The following is a 15,527-nucleotide window of genomic DNA, read 5'->3' as shown; positions in this document are numbered from 1 at the left end:
ATTCGCTTTTTACAAAGGGAAGCGTTCGCTTCCCTTTTTTGATCGCAGTGTGAGTCGACACCTATGCCTTCTCTTTCTAACACCTTGATACAATCGGTCACCGACCAGGTTCACGCCTGTATTGATCGTGCCAATCGACAACTAGATCGCCAACTGGTTTATCCAACAATTGGCTTTACGTTACGAGGGCGCGCCGCAGGCACCGCACATCCGACAGAATGGCGATTACGGTTTAATCCGGTATTGCTCCAGCAACACGCCGACGCTTTTTTTCATGAGGTGATCCCGCATGAAGTCTGTCATTTAGTCACGTTCGCGCTGCATGGGCGTGTCAAACCTCATGGTCCGGAATGGCGCGACCTAATGACTAACTTGTTTCATGTTCCAGCAAACACGACCCACCAGCTTGATATCACAGCGGTGCAAGGGAAAACCTTCTCGTACCAATGCCGTTGTGGGCCAGTGGCCTTAACGATACGCCGTCATCATAAAGTTCTGCGCGGCCAGGCAACCTATCGGTGCAAACAGTGCCAACAGATACTGACGCCGGTCAGCGAAAAACATTAGCTATTTGCTTTTCCGTTCACCGTCCCCATATTATTGACACGTTCCCGATTAACACATCACCTATTGCCACCGGTAGCCATGTTACACTGGAGGCTGATTGATAATGGAAAGCGAACACCATGCGAATTCCTCGAATTTATCACCCCGCGCCTTTACCGTCTCAAGGCACGGTGACCTTAAGCGATGAAGCGGCGAATCACCTAGGCCGCGTATTAAGAATGCAAGCAGAGCAACCAATTCTGCTTTTTGATGGTTCTGGGGCACAATTTCCAGCGACCTTGACGCAAATCAGTAAGAAACACGTCACCGCAACCATCTCAGCCCGCGAAGAGGTCGGTGTTGAATCGCCACTAGATTTTGAACTGGGACAGGTTATTTCTCGTGGTGAGAAAATGGAATTTACCGTACAAAAATCGGTTGAGTTAGGGGTAAATACCATTACGCCACTTTTATCGGCGCGATGTGGGGTCAAGATCAATGCTGATCGACTGGAGAAAAAACGCCAACAATGGCAAAAAATAGCCATTGGCGCGTGCGAGCAAAGTGGGCGCAATATCGTCCCCACCGTGAATCCCGTGATCAACCTAGACACTTGGTGCCAACAGGCGTTTGATGGACTGAAACTCAACCTTCATCCTCGCGCACCGTATTCCCTCAATACACTTCCTCAAGCCCCTTCTAAGCTACGTTTGCTGATTGGGCCAGAAGGCGGATTGTCAGAAGAAGAAATAGCGATGACACGTGATCGTGGTTTTGAAGAAATTTTATTGGGCCCTCGGGTCTTACGCACAGAAACGGCAGCGCTGACAGCCATTACCGCGCTACAAGTCCGTTTTGGCGACCTGGGTTAACGGCAAACAGGAGAGACATGATGAAAATAGGTGTAGTGATGGATCCCATTGAGGCCATCAGTGTAAAAAAAGACTCCACGTTTGCCATGATGTTGGCGGCACAACAACGCGGCTGGGAAATACATACTATTTCGATGAATGATATGTCGATGCTGCAGGGTGAACCGAGTGCTCGCACCCAAACAGTGAGTGTCATGGATGATCCTAACAATTGGTATCAAGTACACCAAACACAAACCCTACCGCTGCGCGCGTTTGATGCGATCTTGATGCGAAAAGATCCCCCCTTTGATACCGAGTATATCTATGCGACCTACATGCTAGAGCGCGCAGAAGAAGCCGGTGTTTTAATTGTGAACAAACCGCAAAGCCTCCGTGACTGTAACGAAAAACTCTATACCGCTTGGTTCCCTGAACACACACCCACCACCTTAGTGACACGACGTGCCGACGAGATTCGTGCATTCCAAGCCCAGCACGGTGATGTTATTTTGAAGCCACTCGATGGCATGGGAGGCGCCTCTATTTTCCGGGTTAAACAAGGTGATCCGAATATTGGTGTGATCATTGAGACCCTTACTGAGCATGGCCAACGTTTTTGCATGGCACAAACCTTCGTCCCTGACATCAGCAATGGTGATAAGCGCATCTTAATTGTTGACGGCGAACCGGTGCCCTACTGTCTGGCCCGTATTCCAGCAAAAGGTGAAACGCGCGGTAATCTCGCCGCCGGTGGCCGTGGTGAAGCACGTCCTTTATCGGAGACGGATTGGGCAATTGCACGTGCAATCGCACCAACATTGAAAGAAAAAGGGCTGATCTTCGTTGGACTCGATGTGATCGGCGATAAGCTCACAGAAATCAATGTCACCAGTCCGACCTGTATTCGTGAAATTGACGCCGCGTATGATATTTCCGTAGGCGACATCCTGATGGAAGCGATCGCCCAACGCTGCTAATAAAAAATGAGGCGCATTGCGCCTCTATGATTGTCTAAATACACATTTTTTGCGCATACTCAACGTAAGCGTACGAACAGGAGACGGCGATATGGATCTGAAAAATCATTTTTTAATCGCAATGCCGAGCATGGCCGATAGCCGTTTTCAACAGGGTGTTATCTACGTGTGTGAGCATAATCATGACGGCGCCATGGGGTTAATGATCAATCACCCTATTAACTTGTCCGTGGGTAAAATGCTGGACCAAATTGAGGTAGAGCGCGACATGCCGCTTTCCAATACAACCGAAAGTCTGACCCAATCCGTTTTATTTGGCGGGCCGGTGTCTGAAGATCGAGGATTTGTGCTGCATCCTGCCAATTGTTCGTATGGCACCAGTGTGCCCGTATCAGATCAATTAGCCGTGACCACCTCAAAAGATATCTTGTCGATTCTCGGGACCGAGCAACAGCCAGAGCAATTTTTGGTGGCCTTAGGTTATGCAGGCTGGGAGGCCGGACAGCTTGAACAAGAGTTAGCCGAAAATAGTTGGCTCACACTGGAGGCCGATCCCAGCGTAATTTTTGATACCCCTGTTCACCAACGTTGGCAAAAAGCGCTCGACCAACTCGGCATTGACGCCGCCAACCTTTCTTCACAAGTAGGACACGCATGAACGCACAAACCGTGATGGGTTTTGATTACGGGGTAAAAAGCATTGGCGTTGCCATCGGTCAGTCGTTAACCGGCACCGCTCGCCCTTTATGCGCTTTAAAAGCGCGCGATGGTATTCCTAACTGGGATGACATTGATGCCCTATTAAAAGAATGGCAACCTGATTATTTAGTGGTTGGGCTGCCATTAGATTTACAAGGTGAACCTCTCGATACCATTACACCCAGAGCGAAAAAATTTGCCAATCGCTTACATGGGCGCTTTGGTTTCCCGGTCTCGTTACATGATGAGCGCCTATCAACACGCGAAGCCCGCGCAGCACTTTTTGAACAAGGCGGCTACAAAGCCTTAGGTAAGGGAGCTGTTGACGCCCAGTCAGCCGTTGTGATTATTGAAAGCTGGTTTGAGCGCCAATATGCTGAGCCGTTTCACGCCTCGGAATAACCCCTTGGTCGGTCAGCCGTGTTATCGCCTGCTCCATAGTTTGCATCCCCTGGGCGACGCCTGTTTGCATCATGGAGGTCATCTGCGCCACTTTGTCTTCACGGATAAGGTTAGCAATCGCAGGGGTGGCTTTCATAATTTCATACGCAGCGACCCGTCGGCCCTGGGTGTTTTTGACGAGCTGCTGCGATACTACCGCCTGCAAAGAGGCAGACAACATAGAGCGAACCAAGGGCTTATCACTCCCTGGAAACACATCGATAATCCGGTCAACGCTTTTCGCCGCACTCGCGGTATGTAACGTGGCAAAGACTAAATGGCCAGTTTCTGCGGCCGTCAATGCTAAGCTTATCGTCTCTAAGTCTCGTAGCTCGCCGACCAGAATCACATCTGGATCCTCCCGTAAGGCCGAACGCAGCGCCTGTTGAAAGGATTGCGTATCACGATTCACTTCCCGCTGATTCACTAAGCTTTGTTGCGGCGAGTGAATGAACTCGATCGGATCTTCAATAGTAAGAATATGCTTTTGTTGATGACGATTAATATGATCAACCATCGCTGCCAACGTCGTTGATTTTCCCGATCCCGTCGGCCCAGTCACGAGTACCAGCCCCTGAGTGAGCGACGCGAGCTCTGTTAAGACAGAAGGCGCGTTTAACGCTTCCAAGGTTGGCAGCGCCTCTGGGATAACCCGGAACACCGCCGCGCACCCATGTTGCTGATGAAAAGCGTTCACCCGAAACCGGCCAACCGAGGCCAGCTCAAACGAAAAATCCACCTCCCATTCGGTTACAAACGTTTGGCGTTGTTCGGGATTCATCACAGCGATAATCAATTGCTCGACCGCTTGATGATTGAGCGCAGGTAGACTGAGCTTGCGCACATCGCCATCTACCCGCACCATAGGCGGCACGCCCGCAGAAAGATGTAGATCTGACGCACGATGCTTTACACTAAAGGTCAATAGCTCAGTAATTTCCATTCATTTTCCTCGTAGAATCAGGTATGTGTAATATTAAGCAGAATATTGAACAGGTCAGGGAACAAATAGACCTCGCCACCCAAAAATGCGGCCGACCCGATCATTCGGTGCAGTTGCTTGCGGTGAGTAAAACAAAACCCGTCGAGGCGATCGCAGAGGCCGTGGCCGCAGGTCAAACCGCATTTGGCGAAAACTACGTGCAGGAAGGCGTTGAAAAAGTGGAGCACTTTGCCACACATGCCCCAAACACAAAGATTGAGTGGCACTTTATTGGTCCAATTCAGTCGAACAAAACGCGCTTGATCGCCAGCCACTTTGATTGGGTCCACTCAGTCGATCGGTTAAAAATTGCTAAACGTCTGAGTGAGCAACGTCCCGCGCATTTGCCGTCACTCAACGTTTTAGTACAAGTGAATACCAGCGGTGAGGCGTCTAAATCAGGCATAACACTGGATGAAGCCATGGATTTGATTGAATCAATGCGGGCTTTACCCAACCTCACCGTGCGAGGATTCATGTCGATCCCTCAACCGGAAACAGATTATCAGCGCCAATGTGCCGCGTTTGAGCCTTTAGCGACCGCGTTTGATTCGCTCCACGCACACACGCCGACTATTGATACCTTATCGATGGGTATGAGCGGTGATATGGCAGCTGCCATTGCATGTGGCAGTACCATGGTAAGAATCGGCACCGCCGTTTTTGGTGCACGTGATTATCGCTAACGACACCTACACAGAATGATCAGAACAACAGGAACCGAATACATGGAACATCGCCCTCTCACCTTTATTGGGGCTGGCAACATGGCTCGATCCATCATTGCCGGACTCGTGGATGCAGGATATCCCGCCTCAGCCATTACAGCCGCGTCACCCAGCGCGCATCCTAACGATGTGCTGACAACGCAATACGGGATCCAAACCACCACAAACAACCTTCTTGCTTGCCAACAAGCGGAAGTGATCGTTTTAGCGGTAAAACCCCAATTAATGGCAAAAGTATTAAGCGACTTGCCAGCGGTCGATTGGTCGTCGAAAATGGTGATCTCAATAGCCGCTGGCATCAATGTTGCCCGTCTTAATCAAATGGCTGGTACATCACTTAATCTGGTGCGCGTGATGCCGAATACACCTTCGCTGGTGGGTAAAGGCATGAGCGGCCTGTACGCATCACCGGGTGTGACGACGGGTGATCAAGACTATGCCTCCGCGCTGATGAAAGCGGTGGGTGAAGTCTGCTGGGTCGATAATGAGGCGAGTATCAATGGTGTGATTGCGGCTGCAGGCAGTGCGCCGGCCTATTTTTTCCGCTTTATGGAAGCCATGCAGCAAGAAGCCATTCGCCAAGGTTTTACTGACCAGCAAGCAAGGGCGTTGGTACAACAAGCCGCACTGGGAGCGGCAGAAATGGTGGCCGCGAACCCAGACACCACGCTTGGAGAACTACGCGAGCAGGTGACTTCAAAAGGAGGAACCACCGCAGAAGCGTTGCAAGTATTCGAGCAGCACAATATTAGCGACATAGTCGCACAGGCCATGCAAGCGGCGGTGAGCCGTGCTGAGCAAATGGAACAAGAATTTTAATCACTAAGGCGACGATATGAATGCAATGACCTTTCTGATCAACACCGCGTTTGATCTTTACATCATGGTGGTGTTACTCCGTATATGGCTACAATGGTCTCGGGCCGATTTTTATAACCCGTTCTCTCAATTTGTGGTGAAGGCGACCCAGCCTGTTGTGGGTCCACTGCGCCGGATGGTTCCCGCGCTCGGTGGGTTAGATCTCGCGACCGTCCTCTTTGCTTATCTGCTGATGGTCGCTAAATTTGTGGCACTGGATTTAGTCGCCGGCAATCCATTAGCAATGAGTTCAGGAATGTTCCTGTTTTCTGCCATTGCGCTGCTTAAAGCAGCCGGTAAACTGCTGTTTTGGGTGCTGATCCTACGTGCCATTCTCAGCTGGGTAAGCCAAGGCAATAACCCTGTAGAGCAAGTGTTCCATCAATTAACCGAACCGGTTTGCGCCCCAGTGCGTCGCATCCTCCCTCCTATCGGTGGACTGGATCTCAGTATTTTGGTGATCTTTATCGGTCTGCAATTTATCAATATGTTAATTGGCGATATGGTCGGCCCAGTTTGGTACGCCCTATAAGGGATATGCGCCTCCCCCTGACAAGGATCGGGCTGAGGTGCTCGTGCGTACTGGTTTCGGTATGCTCATGCGATCACAACAAGGAAAGATTATGCGTAACCTCATTGCTTTGATGATTAGCCTCTGTGGCATAGTCATGACCCCAGCTTGGGCGGGCCAGTTTAAAGAAATCGGCGAATTAGAGGTGCACTACAACACCTTATCAACGACGTTTTTAACCCCTGACATCGCCAAGCAATATGATATTACCCGCAGCGGCTATCGCGGGTTGGTTAATATCGCGGTTCTCGACACCATGCAGCTTGGAAAACCGGCGATTGCCGCCAAGGTCCAAGGCCAAGTCAAAAACTTGGTGGGTAACAGTCGAGAGCTAGATTTTACCGAGATCCGCGAAGGCGACGCGATTTATTACATTGCGACCTTTGCCGCTGATGATGAGGAAACCTATCAATTCCAGATTGATCTCAACGCAGCGGGCAATCGCAGTGCCTCCTTCAACTACAATTACACGTTTTACGTCGATACCCCTTAACAGGGTGACAAACACATAGGTAACCGACATGAATAAAGTTGTGCTGGCAACCGGCAATGCAGGCAAAGTAAAAGAAATGGCCGGGCTACTCGGCGAATTTGGTTTTGAGGTTCTGCCGCAAAGTGATTTTGCGGTGACAGAAGCTGACGAAACAGGGACCACTTTTATTGAAAATGCCATCATTAAAGCCCGCCACGCGGCGAAACTGACCGGGCTTCCAGCCATCGCCGATGATTCAGGCCTTGAGGTGGATGCGCTAAAAGGCGCACCTAGCGTCTATTCAGCTCGCTATGCTGGCGATGACGCCAATGATGCCGATAATGTCGCCAAGCTACTCGACGCGATGCATGCTATTGATACCCATGCACGCCAAGCACGTTTTCATTGCGTATTGGTGTACATGCGCCACGCGAATGATCCGACACCATTGGTCTGTCATGGCGTTTGGGAAGGTCAAATTGCCCATGCACCACAAGGTGACAACGGCTTTGGTTACGATCCAGTATTTTTGCCCAATGATCAGCAATGCACCGCTGCCGAAATGCCTGCGTCAGAGAAAAAACAACGCTCACATCGCGGTCAAGCCCTCAACGCCCTATTTCAAGCCTTAAAAGCGTCGCAATAACCCATGATCCCATTAAGTTTGTATGTACACATCCCGTGGTGTGTACAAAAATGCCCGTATTGTGACTTTAACTCACACACGCAAAAAGGCGCGATCCCAGAAGACGATTATATCGATGCGTTGCTCGACGATCTCGACACCGACCTGGCCGCTTACCCCTCAATAGTCACGCGTCCACTGCACTCTATTTTTATCGGTGGCGGCACACCCAGCCTGATGTCGCCCGCTCAGATTGAGCGTTTGCTCGCCGGGATCAATGCGCGACTGACCCCGAGTAACAATATGGAAGTCACCATGGAGGCCAACCCGGGCACCGTCGAGGCCGATAAATTTATTGGCTATCGCCAAGCGGGCGTGACTCGTATATCCATTGGCGTACAAAGCTTTTCTGCCGATAAGCTTACCCGGCTAGGCCGTATTCATGGCCCTGGTGAGGCAGAACGGGCAGCTCACCTTGCCCACCAAGCGAGACTGACGAGTTTTAATCTCGATCTGATGCATGGTTTACCCGATCAATCAGAACAAGAAGCACTCAGCGATTTGGAGCAAGCCATTGCACTGAAGCCGCCGCATATTTCTTGGTATCAACTGACTATCGAGCCTAATACTCAGTTTTACTCTAAGCCGCCCACCCTGCCAGAAGAAGACACCTTGTGGGACATTTTTGATCAAGGCCATCAACGACTGACCGATGCGGGATATGTTCAGTACGAGACCTCCGCCTATAGCCTGCCAGGCCACCAATGTGCACATAACCTCAACTACTGGCGTTTTGGGGATTATTTAGGGATTGGCTGCGGCGCACATGGCAAACTGACCTTGCTAGAGGATGACCAACCTCGTTTACTTCGTACCGTCAAAGTGAAACACCCGCGTGGCTACCTCGATCCAGACAAAGCCTACCTCACCGACAGCCAGTGGGTAAAACATACCGATCTTGCGTTTGAGTTTTTTATGAACCGTTTTCGCTTGCTCGAGCCCTGCCCCAAAGCTGATTTTGTCAGTCACACTGGGCTACCGCTGTCACATCTCGCCGCGCCTATCTCTCAAGCTTCTGAGCAAGGCTTAATCACAGAAACAAGCACCCATTGGCAAATCACGCCAAAAGGTAAATTATTTCTCAATGATCTGCTGGCCATTTTTTTAGCTGACTAATGCAACAAACGATGTGTTAAGGTGCCTATAAATTAGGCGCCGGTACATAAGGCGAGCCCAATCATTCAACAAGCTAAAAAGGATATCTCTGTGACTCCGTCATTTCGCGTCGAGCCCAAGCATTGGACCTTAATTGCGGCCCTTATTATCGCCGTTTACGCCTGTTACCTTTTGATCGAGCCCTATATTGGTGCGATTGTGCTCGCCTTTATCGTGTCGTTGCTGTTCTTCCCCGTCCATAAACGCATCGAAGAAAAGATTGGTCAGCGACCCAATACTGCATCGGTCTTATCTTGCATTCTGATCACCTTTATCATCTTTATTCCACTCACTGTCGTGGCGGGTGCGATCATCGATCAAGGTGTAAGCTTTTTCACTCGTAGCTATGAATGGCTTAATAACGGCGGGGCCAGGCAACTGATCAATAACCCGCAGATACAATCAGCCTTACACTTTATCAATCAGTGGCTACCGTTTGATGTCATCGACCCTCAAGAGACGGTTAAAAAACTGGCCGCGTGGATGTCCTCTTTTAGCGGTCAAATGCTTGAGTTCAGCTCTGGGGTACTGGGCGATGTCACTAACTTTTTTATCACCTTTATGCTGATGTTATTTGTGCTGTTCTTTTTACTGCGCGATCACGACAACATTATCCAAACACTGCGTCATGTTATCCCTTTGTCACGTAGCCAAGAAGACCAACTGCTTGATGAAGTGGAGAAAGTCGCCAAATCGGCTGTTCTCGGTTCATTCCTCACTGCTTTAGCACAAGGTGCTGCAGGCGGCCTAGCGATGTGGGCGGTAGGCTTACCGGCCCTTTTTTGGGGCACCATGATGGCCTTTGCCTCTTTTATTCCTGTGATAGGGACAGCACTTATCTGGTTACCAACAGTGCTATATCTCGCAGTAATCGGTGACTGGCAGTGGGCGCTCGCGCTTTTAGTATGGAGCGTTGTGGTTGTGGGCTCCATTGATAATCTGCTTCGCCCTTTTTTGATGCAGGGAAACTCTGGCATGAACACCCTGCTTATCTTTTTCTCATTGTTGGGCGGTTTGCACCTCTTTGGCTTAATGGGGTTAATTTACGGTCCGATTATTTTCTCATTAACATTGGTGTTATTCCGGATGTATGAGCTCGAGTTTGCACACTTCCTTGATCGCCAAGACAACGCCTAACCCGTTAAAGATTGGCCTGGTGCGTGCTTTGTGGGAAAATTCGACTCCCGACGCGCCAGGTTATTTCGGTGCGCTTTATTACCGTCGATAATGCAAAGAGAACAATCATGACCCTCACGGCCCCCAGTGAAATTGCTCAGCGTCACCTTCCGTTGTTTGATAATAAACACCTGCTGTTGGCAGGAGAGCTCGAAGATGACTTTGTCCAACAATTATCGCAACGTGCCGCAAGCGTCACTGTCTTTACGACGCATCACGGTTTCGCCACACGCCAGAAAAAAGCGTCGATTACTGTTCATGCAGGCGCGACGCTCGATATCGATCATCCCATCGATCTGGTCTTATTTTATTGGCCTAAAGCAAAAGCAGAAGCTGATTACTTACTCGCAATGTTGACACACGCATTGGGGAAAGAGGTTGATTGGATGGTAGTGGGTGAAAACCGTAGTGGCATCAAAAGCATTGAAAAACGCTTCGCTCCCTACGGGTCTATTAGCAAATACGATGCTGCGCGGCGCTGCAGTATGTATTACGGCACCTGCCACACCCCTGCGAGCTCTTTTTCGTTGGAAGCGTGGTTTACTGACTACCCATTAACCCTCGGCGAGACGTCACTGACCATTCGTGCGTTACCCGGCGTATTTAGCCAAAAAAGTTTAGATGACGGTACCGAGTTGTTGCTTCGTCATCTTCCGTCGATCAAAGGAAACGTATTAGACGTAGGTTGCGGCGCAGGCGTGATAGGTAGCTATATCCTTGCTACTTATCCTGATTGCCAAGTGACGCTTGTGGATGTTAATTACCTCGCCATTGCATCAAGCAAAGCCACACTTGCCGCCAACGGCTTAGATGGGCAAGTTTTACCTTCAGATATGCTTGATGGTGTTGAGGCGACATTTAATACTATCATTAGTAATCCCCCTTTCCATGATGGACTGGATACACGCTACTCACCAACCGAGTCTTTGTTACGTAACGTCCCCTCTCACCTCTCCAAAGGTGGCCAGCTCATTGTGGTGGCCAATAGTTTCTTACGCTATCCGCCGATAATTAAAGACAGTCTCGGACAGTGTGAATCGATCGCCAAGACTCGACGCTTCGCGGTCTATCACGCATATAAAACACGTGAGTAAGATCAGAGCAACGGGTTACCTTTAGCAGCTTTATTATCACCACATTTATCATCGCTAAAGTCTGCATTGAAGACTCATTACAACAAAAAGCCCTGACCGTCAGGCCAGGGCTCTATTGGTTTTTCATCAAAGATTAAATATACAAAAAAGCCCCGACCGTTAGGTCAGGGCTTCGTATTTCACTCATCAAAGTCTTACACTTAATTGCTTTGATGCTTAAATGTTTGCTAACTAAAGCCCAATATTAAGCGCTAATTAGATTATCTTGTTTGATGCGATGAGGATTTTGAATCGAGACGCGCAGTGTATGCCAATACATGAGCATCGCAGATATCAAAAGCGTCGAGCTATCAACAAGGTAAGCAATGAAAGCCTGGCGATGTCCTACTCTCACATGGGGAGACCCCACACTACCATCGGCGCTGCTTCGTTTCACTACTGAGTTCGGCATGGAGTCAGGTGGGTCCAAAGCGCTATGGTCGCCAAGCAAAACAACCCTTTAGAGAGCTCGAAGCTCTAGGGATGACTCATCTCGGGGCCAGCTTCGCGCTTAGATGCTTTCAGCGCTTATCTGTGCCGAACTTAGCTACCGGGCAATGCGTCTGGCGACACAACCCGAACACCAGCGGTTCGTCCACTCCGGTCCTCTCGTACTAGGAGCAGCTCCCCTCAATCATCCAACGCCCACGGCAGATAGGGACCGAACTGTCTCACGACGTTCTAAACCCAGCTCGCGTACCACTTTAAATGGCGAACAGCCATACCCTTGGGACCGACTTCAGCCCCAGGATGTGATGAGCCGACATCGAGGTGCCAAACACCGCCGTCGATATGAACTCTTGGGCGGTATCAGCCTGTTATCCCCGGAGTACCTTTTATCCGTTGAGCGATGGCCCTTCCATTCAGAACCACCGGATCACTATGACCTACTTTCGTACCTGCTCGAGCCGTCACTCTCGCAGTTAAGCGGGCTTATGCCATTGCACTAACCTCACGATGTCCGACCGTGATTAGCCCACCTTCGTGCTCCTCCGTTACGCTTTGGGAGGAGACCGCCCCAGTCAAACTACCCACCAGGCACTGTCCTCACCCCCGATTAGGGGGCTAAGTTAGAACATCAAACATACAAGGGTGGTATTTCAAGGATGGCTCCACGACAACTGGCGTCGCCGTTTCAAAGCCTCCCACCTATCCTACACATGTAGGCTCAATGTTCAGTGCCAAGCTGTAGTAAAGGTTCACGGGGTCTTTCCGTCTAGCCGCGGGTACACAGCATCTTCACTGCGATTTCAATTTCACTGAGTCTCGGGTGGAGACAGCGTGGCCATCATTACGCCATTCGTGCAGGTCGGAACTTACCCGACAAGGAATTTCGCTACCTTAGGACCGTTATAGTTACGGCCGCCGTTTACCGGGGCTTCGATCAATGGCTTCTCTTGCGATAACCACATCAATTAACCTTCCGGCACCGGGCAGGCGTCACACCGTATACGTCATCTTTCGATTTTGCACAGTGCTGTGTTTTTAATAAACAGTTGCAGCCACCTGGTATCTGCGACTGCCCATAGCTCCATCCGCAAGGGACTTCACCGTGKGCAGCGTACCTTCTCCCGAAGTTACGGTACCATTTTGCCTAGTTCCTTCACCCGAGTTCTCTCAAGCGCCTTGGTATTCTCTACCCGACCACCTGTGTCGGTTTGGAGTACGGTTCCTACTTACCTGAAGCTTAGAGGCTTTTCCCGGAAGCATGGCATCAATGACTTCACCACCTTGGTGGCTCGACATCGGGTCTCGACCGTGTGTAATCCCGGATTTGCCTAAGATTACAGCCTACACCCTTGAACCTGGACAACCATCGCCAGGCCCACCTAGCCTTCTCCGTCCCCCCATCGCAGTAAGYAGCAGTACGGGAATATTAACCCGTTTCCCATCGACTACGCCTTTCGGCCTCGCCTTAGGGGCCGACTTACCCTGCCCCGATTAACGTTGGACAGGAACCCTTGGTCTTCCGGCGTGGAGGTTTTTCACCCCCATTATCGTTACTCATGTCAGCATTCGCACTTGTGATACCTCCAGCATGCCTCTCAGCACACCTTCAACRGCTTACACAACGCTCCCCTACCCAATACGATAAATCGCATTGCCGCAGCTTCGGTGTATCGCTTAGCCCCGTTACATCTTCCGCGCAGGCCGACTCGACCAGTGAGCTATTACGCTTTCTTTAAATGATGGCTGCTTCTAAGCCAACATCCTGGCTGTCTGAGCCTTCCCACATCGTTTCCCACTTAGCGATAACTTTGGGACCTTAGCTGGCGGTCTGGGTTGTTTCCCTCTCCACGACGGACGTTAGCACCCGCCGTGTGTCTCCCGGATAGCACTTACTGGTATTCGGAGTTTGCAAAGGGTTGGTAAGTCGGGATGACCCCCTAGCCTTAACAGTGCTCTACCCCCAGTAGTGTTCGTCCGAGGCGCTACCTAAATAGCTTTCGGGGAGAACCAGCTATCTCCGAGTTTGATTGGCCTTTCACCCCTAGCCACAGGTCATCTCCTAACTTTTCAACGTTAGTGAGTTCGGTCCTCCAGTTGATGTTACTCAACCTTCAACCTGCCCATGGCTAGATCACTCGGTTTCGGGTCTAATGCTAGCAACTACACGCCCAGTTAAGACTCGGTTTCCCTACGGCTCCCCTATGCGGTTAACCTTGCTACTAACATTAAGTCGCTGACCCATTATACAAAAGGTACGCGGTCACCCCATCACTAAGTCACCTCTGCTTGATTGGGCGGTTGACCCACGCTTCGCGTGGTTAACCCAATCAACAAAGTGATAGCGTCTCACTAAGATAAGGTGTCTTAGTGATGGGGCTCCCACTGCTTGTACGTAGACGGTTTCAGGTTCTATTTCACTCCCCTCACAGGGGTTCTTTTCGCCTTTCCCTCACGGTACTGGTTCACTATCGGTCAGTCAGGAGTATTTAGCCTTGGAGGATGGTCCCCCCATGTTCAGACAAGATATCACGTGTCCCGTCCTACTCGTTTTCACAMATATGGCGCCGTCGGTTACGGGGCTATCACCCTTTRTTGCCAGGTTTTCCAACCTGTTCACCTAACGCCAAGTCTGCTTAAGGGCTAATCCGGGGTCGCTCGCCGCTACTGCCGGAATCTCAATTGATTTCTTTTCCTTCGGGTACTTAGATGTTTCAGTTCCCCGAGTTCGCCTCTTAGCGCTATGTATTCACGCTAAGATACCTGCTTATGCAGGTGGGTTTCCCCATTCGGATCGGGTACTTAGATGTTTCAGTTCCCCGAGTTCGCCTCTTAGCGCTATGTATTCACGCTAAGATACCTGCTTATGCAGGTGGGTTTCCCCATTCGGATATCCCAGATTCAAATGGCTTTTACTGCCTTATCTGGGCTTTTCGCAAGTTAATACGTCCTTCRTCGCCTCTGACTGCCAAGGCATCCACCGTCTACGCTTAGTCACTTAACCATACAACCCCAAAAGGTCTTGCATGAAAACAACTAAGGTTTTGTTTTTGCCGGACTCAAATAGAARCTTTGTCGTTATTGATTCAATAAGACAAAGTCCAAGCACACTTGATTGTGTGAGTGACATGATATGTCACTGATTGAGAACTTTACTGTCATTCTTAAAGAATGACTTGTCAGCTTTCCAGATTGTTAAAGAGCATGTGTNCCAAAAGGTCTTGCATGAAAACAACTAAGGTTTTGTTTTTGCCGGACTCAAATAGAAACTTTGTCGTTATTGATTCAATAAGACAAAGTCCAAGCACACTTGATTGTGTGAGTGACATGATATGTCACTGATTGAGAACTTTACTGTCATTCTTAAAGAATGACTTGTCAGCTTTCCAGATTGTTAAAGAGCATGTGTATTTATCATAACGATAAACCACTTTATTATTCGCTTTCAGACACCCGTCGTCGCAACAGGGGATAACTGCTGTCTAAAAACGTATAATGAAATGGTGGAGCTAAGCAGGATCGAACTGCTGACCTCCTGCGTGCAAGGCAGGCGCTCTCCCAGCTGAGCTATAGCCCCAATAATGGCTTTTTCTCTATTGAGAAAATGGTGGGCGATACCGGGCTCGAACCAGTGACCCCCTCCTTGTAAGGGAGGTGCTCTCCCAACTGAGCTAATCGCCCATCTTTCAGACTTGGTGGAGCTAGGCGGGATCGAACCGCCGACCTCTTGCATGCCATGCAAGCGCTCTCCCAGCTGAGCTATAGCCCCGCGTCTGAGAAATGGTGGGTTGTACAGGATTCGA

At 50.0% G+C, this 15,527-nt stretch carries 14 protein-coding genes, 3 tRNA genes and 1 other annotated feature; of the genes, 13 read left to right on the top strand and 4 right to left on the bottom strand.

Features of this window, described 5'->3' with window-relative positions; translation table 11 throughout:
* Window positions 1–63 precede the first annotated feature (63 nt).
* The 5 genes from BZG78_RS13255 to ruvX all read left to right on the top strand — a co-directional run bounded on the left by BZG78_RS13255 (window position 64) and on the right by ruvX (window position 3,478).
* Window positions 64–567 (top strand): SprT family zinc-dependent metalloprotease, encoded by a 504-nt coding sequence (locus BZG78_RS13255; protein WP_077461749.1) that lies wholly within the window; start codon window positions 64–66, stop codon window positions 565–567.
* A gap of 119 nt (window positions 568–686) precedes the next feature.
* The gene (gene rsmE, locus BZG78_RS13250) at window positions 687–1,418 is read left to right on the top strand and encodes a 16S rRNA (uracil(1498)-N(3))-methyltransferase (protein ID WP_021024533.1); all 732 of its coding nucleotides are present in this window, start codon (window positions 687–689) and stop codon (window positions 1,416–1,418) included.
* 17 nt (window positions 1,419–1,435) lie between these two features.
* Window positions 1,436–2,377 carry a glutathione synthase gene (gshB, locus tag BZG78_RS13245; protein ID WP_077661470.1) on the top strand — a complete coding sequence of 314 codons (942 nt, stop codon included), beginning with the start codon at window positions 1,436–1,438 and terminating at the stop codon, window positions 2,375–2,377.
* A 91-nt stretch (window positions 2,378–2,468) separates the two neighbouring features.
* The gene (locus BZG78_RS13240; protein ID WP_077661469.1) at window positions 2,469–3,035 is read left to right on the top strand and encodes a YqgE/AlgH family protein; all 567 of its coding nucleotides are present in this window, start codon (window positions 2,469–2,471) and stop codon (window positions 3,033–3,035) included.
* Window positions 3,032–3,478, top strand: coding sequence for a Holliday junction resolvase RuvX (gene ruvX / locus BZG78_RS13235; protein WP_021024536.1), 447 nt, complete (start codon window positions 3,032–3,034; stop codon window positions 3,476–3,478). Before BZG78_RS13240 ends, ruvX begins: the two co-directional genes overlap by 4 nt.
* Here ruvX and BZG78_RS13230 read toward each other — a convergent pair.
* Complete coding sequence (locus BZG78_RS13230; RefSeq protein WP_077661468.1) at window positions 3,423–4,460, bottom strand: type IV pilus twitching motility protein PilT; 1,038 nt, start codon at window positions 4,458–4,460, stop codon at window positions 3,423–3,425. The genes ruvX and BZG78_RS13230 overlap by 56 nt on opposite strands.
* Before the next feature lie 23 nt (window positions 4,461–4,483).
* Here BZG78_RS13230 and BZG78_RS15355 point away from each other — a divergent pair, with 23 nt between their 5' ends.
* The 8 genes from BZG78_RS15355 to rsmC all read left to right on the top strand — a co-directional run bounded on the left by BZG78_RS15355 (window position 4,484) and on the right by rsmC (window position 11,238).
* On the top strand, window positions 4,484–5,185 hold the full coding sequence (locus BZG78_RS15355) for a YggS family pyridoxal phosphate-dependent enzyme (RefSeq protein ID WP_108743390.1): 702 nt from the start codon (window positions 4,484–4,486) through the stop codon (window positions 5,183–5,185).
* A gap of 42 nt (window positions 5,186–5,227) precedes the next feature.
* A complete protein-coding gene (gene proC / locus BZG78_RS15350) occupies window positions 5,228–6,046 on the top strand; it encodes a pyrroline-5-carboxylate reductase (protein WP_077461753.1) in 819 nt (272 codons plus the stop codon).
* A gap of 16 nt (window positions 6,047–6,062) precedes the next feature.
* On the top strand, window positions 6,063–6,617 hold the full coding sequence (locus BZG78_RS13220) for a YggT family protein (RefSeq protein ID WP_077461754.1): 555 nt from the start codon (window positions 6,063–6,065) through the stop codon (window positions 6,615–6,617).
* Between the two features lie 88 nt (window positions 6,618–6,705).
* Window positions 6,706–7,149 (top strand): DUF4426 domain-containing protein, encoded by a 444-nt coding sequence (locus BZG78_RS13215; RefSeq protein WP_077661480.1) that lies wholly within the window; start codon window positions 6,706–6,708, stop codon window positions 7,147–7,149.
* A gap of 28 nt (window positions 7,150–7,177) precedes the next feature.
* Complete coding sequence (gene rdgB, locus BZG78_RS13210; protein WP_077661467.1) at window positions 7,178–7,774, top strand: RdgB/HAM1 family non-canonical purine NTP pyrophosphatase; 597 nt, start codon at window positions 7,178–7,180, stop codon at window positions 7,772–7,774.
* A 3-nt stretch (window positions 7,775–7,777) separates the two neighbouring features.
* Complete coding sequence (hemW, locus tag BZG78_RS13205; protein WP_077661466.1) at window positions 7,778–8,929, top strand: radical SAM family heme chaperone HemW; 1,152 nt, start codon at window positions 7,778–7,780, stop codon at window positions 8,927–8,929.
* 90 nt (window positions 8,930–9,019) lie between these two features.
* Entirely contained in the window at window positions 9,020–10,105 is a 1,086-nt protein-coding gene (locus BZG78_RS13200; RefSeq protein WP_077661465.1) for an AI-2E family transporter, read from the top strand.
* 107 nt (window positions 10,106–10,212) lie between these two features.
* The gene (rsmC, locus tag BZG78_RS13195; protein ID WP_021024545.1) at window positions 10,213–11,238 is read left to right on the top strand and encodes a 16S rRNA (guanine(1207)-N(2))-methyltransferase RsmC; all 1,026 of its coding nucleotides are present in this window, start codon (window positions 10,213–10,215) and stop codon (window positions 11,236–11,238) included.
* 371 nt (window positions 11,239–11,609) lie between these two features.
* Window positions 11,610–14,728, bottom strand: a sequence feature (most likely nonfunctional fraction of RNA operon).
* A 497-nt stretch (window positions 14,729–15,225) separates the two neighbouring features.
* On the opposite strand, the gene BZG78_RS13180 is transcribed toward rsmC, so the two are convergent.
* The 3 genes from BZG78_RS13180 to BZG78_RS13170 form a co-directional block, all read right to left on the bottom strand.
* Window positions 15,226–15,301, bottom strand: a tRNA-Ala gene (locus BZG78_RS13180).
* A 28-nt stretch (window positions 15,302–15,329) separates the two neighbouring features.
* Window positions 15,330–15,405 (bottom strand) — tRNA-Val (locus tag BZG78_RS13175).
* Window positions 15,406–15,417: 12 nt separating this feature from the next.
* Window positions 15,418–15,493 (bottom strand) — tRNA-Ala (locus BZG78_RS13170).
* Window positions 15,494–15,527 lie beyond the last annotated feature (34 nt).

Source organism: Salinivibrio sp. MA351, assembly GCF_001996065.1.
Lineage (GTDB): Bacteria > Pseudomonadota > Gammaproteobacteria > Enterobacterales > Vibrionaceae > Salinivibrio > Salinivibrio costicola.
The sequence above is the reverse complement of the archived record's forward strand: the minus strand, read 5'-3'. Positions and strand labels throughout refer to the sequence as shown.